Raw genomic sequence first — 8,621 nt, forward strand, 5'->3', positions numbered from 1 at the left:
CTGGCATGCAGTAATAAACCAAATAAGCTTTAACGATGACAACATTAAGTTTGACAACGAGGTACAAAAACCTTTGCCAAAAGGACTGGATTTTGGCCATTTGGACGTTCGCAACCTGAACACGGAAATAGAAAACTTAACTTATAGCCCTGACACGATTTCAGGAAAAGTGAAATCATTTACCTTTCATGATAAAAGCGGGCTGGCCATCAATAAATTTCATACCACGTTTTTATATGGACCAAAAAGCGCGTACCTAAATGACTTGCTAATTGAAACGCCACAAACACACCTCCAAAGACAAATACAAGTAAATTATCCGTCAATCGCCTCATTAAGCAGCGATCCAGGAAAACTTTATGTAAATGCAAACCTCGATGGCAGCCGGCTCAGTTTAAAGGATGTGCTATTATTAATGCCATCTATGGCAGCAACCGACCCGTTTAAACATGCGCCAAATGCTGTTTTCAGTATAAATGGGAGAGTGATCGGTAAGGTAAATAACCTGGCCATTCCCAACCTCGAGATCAGCGGGTTAAGCAAAACCCATATCAAAGCCACGGCAACTCTTGTTGGCCTGCCTGATATGAATAAAGTTTATTTCAATATAAACCTTATCGATTTTAATACCAGTAACGCCGATATAGCCAAACTGGTTTCACCAGGAATGATACCGGCATCGGTAAACATTCCATCTAACCTTAATCTTAAAGGAACTTTTAAAGGCGGCATGTACAATTTTACAACAAAGCTGGGCCTGCGCACTACCTACGGCGCACTGGATCTGGACGCTGTAATGAAAAATAGAAAAAATAAAGCAACTGCATCCTATTCAGCCAATATTAAAGCTAATAACCTTAACGTTGGCGCGCTTACCAAACAGGCCCAAACCATTGGCAATATTTCATTAACCGCCACTGTTAAAGGTACCGGCCTCGACCCTAAAAAAGCCGATATACAATTTAGTGGGGATGTATTTCAGGCTTATATAAAAGGATATAATTACCAGCACCTCGTACTTTCGGGCACGGCCCACAACGGCAGTTATACAGCGATTGCCCGCATGAAGGACCCTAACATCAACTTTTCACTGGATGGCAAGGCTAATATGAACAAAAAATATCCGTCAATAAATGCTACGCTGATGATTGATAGCATCAACCTGCAGAAGTTAAAATTAACAACTGGTGAAATGCGTATTCATGGCAAAATATTGGCAGATATACCTACTGCTGACGCCAATTATCTGAACGCCAATATAAAAATAACCGACCTGCTGATCAATCAGCCAGGAAAGCTGATCCACATGGATACCATCAGCCTGGTTTCCACCGCCAATGCGGATAGCAGCACCATAAAGCTAAAGGCGCCTATGCTGTATGCACATATGGGCGGCAAATATAAACTGACCGAAGTTGCCCCTGCTTTGCAGGACGTTATCAATAAATATTACAATACTGCAATGGCGAAACCTATGGCTAAAGGAAAACCAGCCTACTCGCCGCAACATTTTAATTTTGAGGTTCATTTGATTAAAACCCCGCTCACTGCCGAATTTGTGCCCGACCTGAAAACGCTCGACCCCGTTTTAATCACCGGCCAATTTGACAGCCAAACGGGCAGCCTGGTAGTTAACGGCTCTATGCCCCGGGTTGTTTACGGCACTAACGCCGTCAACAACCTGAAGCTGGCCATCAATACCGGCAACAATGCCTTAAATTACAGTGTAACGGCGGATGAGATCAAAGCGGGCTCTTCAGTAGATCTTTTATATCCCAGCGTTACTGGCAATGCACAAAACAACAAACTGAATTTAAACCTGCAGGTGCGTGATGCAGCGAAAAAAGAGCGGTACCGGATGGCTGGTGTATTCAGCGTAATGCCTGATGAATACCAGTTCAGCTTTCTGCAGAACGGGTTAATGCTCGATTATAATAACTGGACCGTAGCTCCAGACAACGCCCTTCAATTTGGTTCTAAAGGTTTATTAGCCAAAAATTTTGCGATATCTAACAGCGGACAGGTATTAAGTGTAAACAGCGATGCGCAAACAATGAACGCACCCGTTACCGTAAACTTTAAAAATTTCAAAATAGAAACCCTAACACGCGCGGCGGAACAGGATTCGTTGCAGGTTGGCGGGGTGATTGATGGCAACGTGCACCTGGCCAACCTGCAAAAATCAATGACTTTTTCTTCTGACTTAAACATCAGGGATTTTAATTTTAAAGAAGATACAGTCGGCAACATCGCCTTAAAAGTAAACAACCAAACCGCCAATGCCTATAACGCGGACATTTCGATCAGCGGCAGAGGCAACCAGGTAAATATGAAAGGGCTGTATTATACCAATCCGGCCGGGAAGCTAGACTTCGATCTGAATATAGCCAGCCTGAACATGAAAGGGATTGAAGGGTTTAGCTTTGGAAACCTCCGCAATGCCAGCGGAACACTTAGTGGCGACCTGAAGATTGCAGGTACAACAAGCGCGCCTGAAGTACGGGGCAACGTGAACTTCAATAAAGTAGGATTCAACGTAGCTATGCTGAACTCCTACTTTACTATGCCAAACGAGAACCTAACCTTTAACAATGATGGCATCCTGTTTAACGATTTTACACTGGTTGATTCACTGGGTAATAAAGCGGTGGTGGCAGGTACGCTTTACACCAAAAACTATACAGATTATAGCTTCGGGCTTGATATTACAGCAGACAATTTCAGGGTCATCAATTCAACCAAGGAAAATAATAAGCTATACTATGTTAAGCTTTATGTCGATTCGAGGATAAAGATCCGCGGCACGATGGTTAAACCGGTAGTCGATGCTACCTTAACAGTTAATGACAAAACCGATATGACCATTGTGTTACCCGAAAATGATCCTGGGATTGAGGATCGGAAGGGTGTAGTGGAGGTAATAAATCCGCATGAATCCAAAGAGGACTCGCTGATATTGGCCAGGCAATTGGATTCGCTGCGAAAATCAGGATTGAGAGGACTGGATGTCTCTGCTACCATAAAAATAAGCAAGGGTGCAAATTTCACCATGGTGGTGGATGAAAGGAATGGCGATGTGGTGCAAGTAAAAGGCGATGCGCAGTTGAATATGACGATTGACCCGAGTGGCAAAACCAGCCTAACCGGGACTTATACGGTAGAGCAGGGCTCTTATAATTTATCCTATGCGACGGTAAAAAGGAAATTCCTGTTCAAAAAAGGAAGTTCAATCACCTGGAATGGCGACCCGACACTTGCAAACGTAAATTTAACTGCAACTTACATCGCCAATGTACCGCCTATCGACCTGGTAAGCGACCAGTTGGGCAGTTCGCAAAATACTATACAGTATAAACAAAAACTACCTTTTAACGTGAACCTGAACATGAAAAACCAGTTGTTAAAGCCCAATATCAGCTTTGACATTGTATTGCCCGACAGTAGTTATTCTGTGGGGCCGGAGGTTATTTCCACTGTCAATTCCAGGCTTGACCAGGTAAGACAGGATACCAACGAAATGAACAAACAGGTATTGGGTGTTTTGGTGCTGGGGCATTTTATTGGTGATAACCCATTGCAAAGCCAGGGCGGCGGAACAACGCTCAATAGTGCCATAAGGGGTAGCGTTAGCAGCTTATTATCAGACCAGCTCAATAAACTTGCCGGTAACCTGATCGGCGGCGTGCAGTTAAGTTTCGACCTCACTTCGGGTGCCGACTACTCAACCGGGACAGAACAAAACCGGACCGATTTGAACGTAGGCCTGTCCAAACAATTCCTCAACGACCGGGTAACGGTAACAGTAGGCAATAACTTTAACCTGGAGGGCCAAAACCAGCCGGGACAAAAAACAACGGATATAGCAGGCAACATATCCGTCAATTATAAATTAACCAAAGACGGCCGCTACCTGGTGCGCGTTTACCGGCGCGATGAATATATTGTGGTGGAAGGACAAGTGGTTGAGACAGGTGTCGGCTTTACCATCACATATGACTTTAACAGTCTGAAAGAACTGTTCGCTAAAAAAACAGCAAAAGAAAAAGCGGATGAGAAAAAATACAACGAGGATCAGAAAAAGAAGAACGAAATACAAAAAGCGGCCGATAAAAAGGCGGATTCAACAACCACTGTGAGTCAGCCGCAAACAAAATCAAATTAATATGGCCAGGATCAAATACGCTTTTTTTGTTTTTACCATTCTTTTTATAAGCGCCTGCAGTACAACAAAGTACCTGGCGCCGGGGCAAAAACTGTATAACGGGGCCAAAATAACGATCACAGACAAAAACGTCACTAAAAGCGAAGCACACACCATTACCGAGCAATTAGAGGATTTGCTTAGGCCAAAACCAAACAGCAAAATATTAGGCCTGAGGTTTAAGCTTTATGAATACGAAAAAAACAAAACCACCAAACGAAAAGGCTTAAAACACTTCCTGATGACCAAGCTGGGCGAGCCGCCTGTGTTGTTAAGCAATGTCGATATCGTTAAAAATGCCAGTATTCTGCAAAACCGCCTGCAAAATGAGGGGTACTTTTTGGCACAGGTATCCGGCGACACCGTTACCAAAAAGGACAAAAAAATTGCTGAAGTTCTGTATTCTATTCAAACCGGCCCCGCTTACCATTACCGAAAAATAACCTTCCCAACCGAAAATGATGACCTGGACACTGCTGTTACGGGTACATCCAAACAAACCTATTTAAAGGTTGGCGATAAATTTAACCTGGATGTGATCAAGAATGAAAGGATAAGGATTGACAGCCGGTTAAAAGAAGAAGGCTTTTTTTATTTCGCGCCCGAGGACCTGATCATGCGCTACGACAGCACTATTGCCGGGCACCAGGTGGATCTGTTTGTAAAAGTGAAAGGCGAAACGCCTGAAGAAGCCCGCTGGATCTACAGCGTAAGAAATATTTATGTATATCCTGATTACAAATTGCGGGATACCGCGCTGAAAATGGACTCGGCAGTAAAATACCGCTGGTATAATGTCATCGACCCAAAGAACACCTTCCGGCCATTTACCTTTAAAAACAGCGTATTGCTGCACCCCGGCGATATTTACAACCGTACAGAACATACCAATTCGCTAAGCCGCTTTATTGAGCTGGGGCCTTTTAAATTTGTAAAAAACAGGTTCGAGGATGTAACCCCCGACTCAGCCAAACTGGATATTTACTACTTTTTAACCCAGCAGCGTCGAAAATCATTACAGGCCGATATTGTTGCCCGGCAAACATCTGCAAATTACAATGGCACCCAAATCGACGTGAATTTCAGGAACAGGAATTTATTTAAGGGCGCCGAACTGTTTACCCTAAAATTTTTCGCGAGCCAGGATATCCAATTCGGGTCGTACAATAACGGCTACAATGTTTATCAATATGGGGTTGAGCCTTCTATTTCATGGCCACGGTTTGTTGGACCATTCAATTTCAATTCTGATAACGCTTATATCCCCCGCACCGTTTTGTCGGCAGGATACACCATTGTTAACCGTTCAAAATTATATTCATTGAATTCGTATAACGCTTCGTTCGGGTACCAATGGAAACCAAATGTACACGTACAACACCAGCTGGATCTGGAAGATATTACTTACGTAAACCCCAGGAATGTAAGCCAGAAGTACATCGACAGCATTCATAATACACGTAACCCTACCCTGGCACATATTATTAACGCCCAGTTTACCTTCGGCCCATCGTACAGCTATACCTGGACCAATACCATGGAAACAAATAAGCCAAACACACTTTATTATAACGGCAAGGTAAGTTTGTCAGGCAATATTTATGGTTTGCTTACGGGCGCCGATACCCCGAGAAGAGTAAGTAAATTATTGGGTACTACGTTTAACCAATATGTAAAATTAGAGAACGAGATACGGTTTTACCACAAAGTAGGCCAAAACAGCAAAATAGCAGCCCGTTTTATGATAGACATAGGCCTGCCCTATGGTAATTCAACCGTACTACCCTATTCGCAGCAATTTTTTATTGGCGGATCCAACAGCTTGCGGGGTTTCCAGGCACATTCCCTTGGCCCGGGTGCCTATATTTTACCGGCAAACCTGGCAACGGGTACGGGTTTTCTGCCGGATGAATCAGGGGATATAAAAATTGAAGCCAATATCGAATATCGCCCCAAATTATTCAGCATAGTTGAAGGCGCACTGTTTATCGATGCCGGCAATATATGGCTATTAAACAGTAACAAACTTTTACCAGGGGCAGCCTTTGGTACAAATTTCATGAGCCAGATAGCTGCAGATGCAGGCTTTGGCCTGCGTTTTAATTTCAATGTATTGGTTTTGCGGACTGATCTGGGTTTTCCGTTTTTGGAGCCTAACCCAGCTACACCAGTTCATTTTGGGCAGCATGGTGTATTCAACCTGGGTATTGGGTATCCGTTTTAGGAGTAATTGCACGATCAGCGGATTGAATATTCATATTAAGGTTTTCAACCCGGCCGATTTTATTAACCTTGCATCTTTATTCAGATAATAACACGAAATTTCACAAGGATGACAGGGAAAACGCATTATAAAATTCCATTGCAAATCATCGATCTTCAGCAGGATGGTTTTCATCCCCTGGTTAAAATTACGCTATTCGGGAAACCATTTATCCTGGCACTTGATACCGGTGCCTCCAAAACGGCATTTGATGAAACCCTGTTGCTGCATGCGCATGAACACGCAGTTTTAACCAGCAGCGACAAGCTTTCAACCGGCCTGGGGACAAATTCAATGACCTCTTCAACCGCAGTGATCAATGATCTTTATATCGGTGGATTTTTAGTTGAACCTTTTGAAGCGGCTGTTTTGGATTTGTCTACTATTAATATCGCTTACCGCCAATTAGGCCATCCCGACGTTTTGGGGGTACTTGGCGGGGATATATTAATGAAATATCAAGCGGTGATTGATTACGGGGAGGGAGAACTTCGGCTTAAGCCGGAATAAAGATTTGTCAACTCCGTGAGAGTTGACAAATCTAATATTATCGGACTATGTATCTATCCTTGCGTATTTTGCATTCTTCTCAATAAACTCGCGGCGAGGGGCAACTTCATCACCCATCAGCATAGAGAAAGTATGGTCACATTCGGCTGCATTATCAATACTGGCTCGTTTTAAGGTACGTGTGCGTGGGTTCATGGTAGTGTCCCATAATTGCTCGGCATTCATTTCACCCAAACCTTTATAGCGTTGTATATGCACGCTGTCTTCTTTTCCGGCACCTTTCAGGCGCTGTACTGCTGCATCGCGCTGCTCTTCGGTCCAGCAATATTCAAATTCTTTACCTTTTTTAACCTGGTACAACGGCGGGGAGGCTACATAAACATAACCGTATTCAATTAACTCTTTCATGTAACGGAAAAAGAAAGTCAATATCAGCGTGGTAATGTGCGATCCGTCAACGTCAGCATCCGTCATGATCACAATTTTATGATAACGGAGTTTGCTGATGTTTAAAGCTTTATCGTCCTCGGGTGTGCCAATACTGACGCCAAGGCCGGTAAACATATTTTTTATTTCCTCGTTTTCGTAAATCTTGTGCTCCATGGCTTTCTCCACGTTCAAAATCTTACCTCTTAAAGGTAAAATCGCCTGAAACTCGCGGTCGCGGCCCTGTTTGGCAGTACCGCCCGCCGAGTCACCTTCCACAAGATATAACTCACAAAGTGCCGGGTCTGAATTTGCGCAATCCGAAAGCTTACCAGGCAATCCTGATCCGCTCATTACGTTTTTGCGCTGCACCATTTCGCGGGCCTTACGTGCTGCTGCACGTGCGGTAGCCGCAAGGATCACCTTATTTACAATCATGCGTGCTTCCCTTGGGTGTTCCTCCAGGTAATTGCCAAGCATCTCACCAACGGCCATATCCACCGCGCCCATTACCTCGTTATTGCCAAGTTTCGTTTTTGTTTGACCTTCAAACTGCGGCTCGGCTACTTTTACTGAAATTACAGCAGTAAGTCCCTCGCGGAAGTCGTCCCCTGTAATTTCGATCTTCATATTTTTAAGAAGCCCCTCTTTATCAGCATACGCTTTTAGTGTACGGGTTAAGCCCCTGCGGAAACCCGCAACATGTGTACCGCCTTCAATGGTATTAATATTGTTCACATAAGAATGAACGTTCTCTGTATAGGTATCATTGTACTGGAGTGCCAGTTCTACCGGTATACCCTGTTTGTTACCGTCAATATAAATAGGTTCCGGTATCAGGTGCGCCCGCGTACCATCCAAGTATTGAACAAATTCACGCAAGCCGCCTTCCGAATAGAATTCCTCAATAGGGTGCGTACCGTCTTCGCTAGTTTCCCGCTCATCAGTTAAAGTAAGGCGGATACCTTTATTTAAGAATGAAAGCTCACGTAAACGGGCGGCAAGGGTTTCATATTTATATTCAGTCGTTAAGGAAAATATTTCTGCATCGGGCTTAAAGATAATGGTTGTGCCTCTTTTATCGGTTTCGCCAATAACTTTAACATCAAACATCGGTTTCCCTCTTTCATATTCCTGGGTCCATATTTTACCATCCCTGTAAACAAGGGCAGTTAAATGAATAGAAAGTGCGTTAACGCAACTAACACCCACACCATGCAA

Annotated in this window: 4 protein-coding genes; 3 read left to right on the forward strand and 1 reads right to left on the reverse strand. The window is 43.8% G+C overall.

From position 1 onward, the window contains the following. The 3 genes from QZY09_RS05350 to QZY09_RS05360 all read left to right on the forward strand — a co-directional run. Positions 1 to 4,162: translocation/assembly module TamB domain-containing protein (locus QZY09_RS05350; protein WP_295669193.1), on the forward strand; the 4,162-nt coding region annotated here is incomplete at its 5' end. Between the two features lies 1 nt (position 4,163). Then, entirely contained in the window at positions 4,164 to 6,425 is a 2,262-nt protein-coding gene (locus tag QZY09_RS05355) for a BamA/TamA family outer membrane protein (protein ID WP_295669196.1), read from the forward strand. 108 nt (positions 6,426 to 6,533) lie between these two features. Then, a complete protein-coding gene (locus QZY09_RS05360) occupies positions 6,534 to 6,974 on the forward strand; it encodes an aspartyl protease family protein (protein ID WP_295669199.1) in 441 nt (146 codons plus the stop codon). A gap of 45 nt (positions 6,975 to 7,019) precedes the next feature. Here the strand turns inward: QZY09_RS05360 and QZY09_RS05365 are convergent. Next, a partial coding sequence (locus tag QZY09_RS05365; protein WP_295669201.1) for a DNA gyrase subunit B occupies positions 7,020 to 8,621 on the reverse strand: 1,602 nt, incomplete at its 5' end.

The organism is uncultured Mucilaginibacter sp. (genome assembly GCF_903913935.1).
Taxonomy (GTDB): Bacteria; Bacteroidota; Bacteroidia; order Sphingobacteriales; family Sphingobacteriaceae; genus Mucilaginibacter.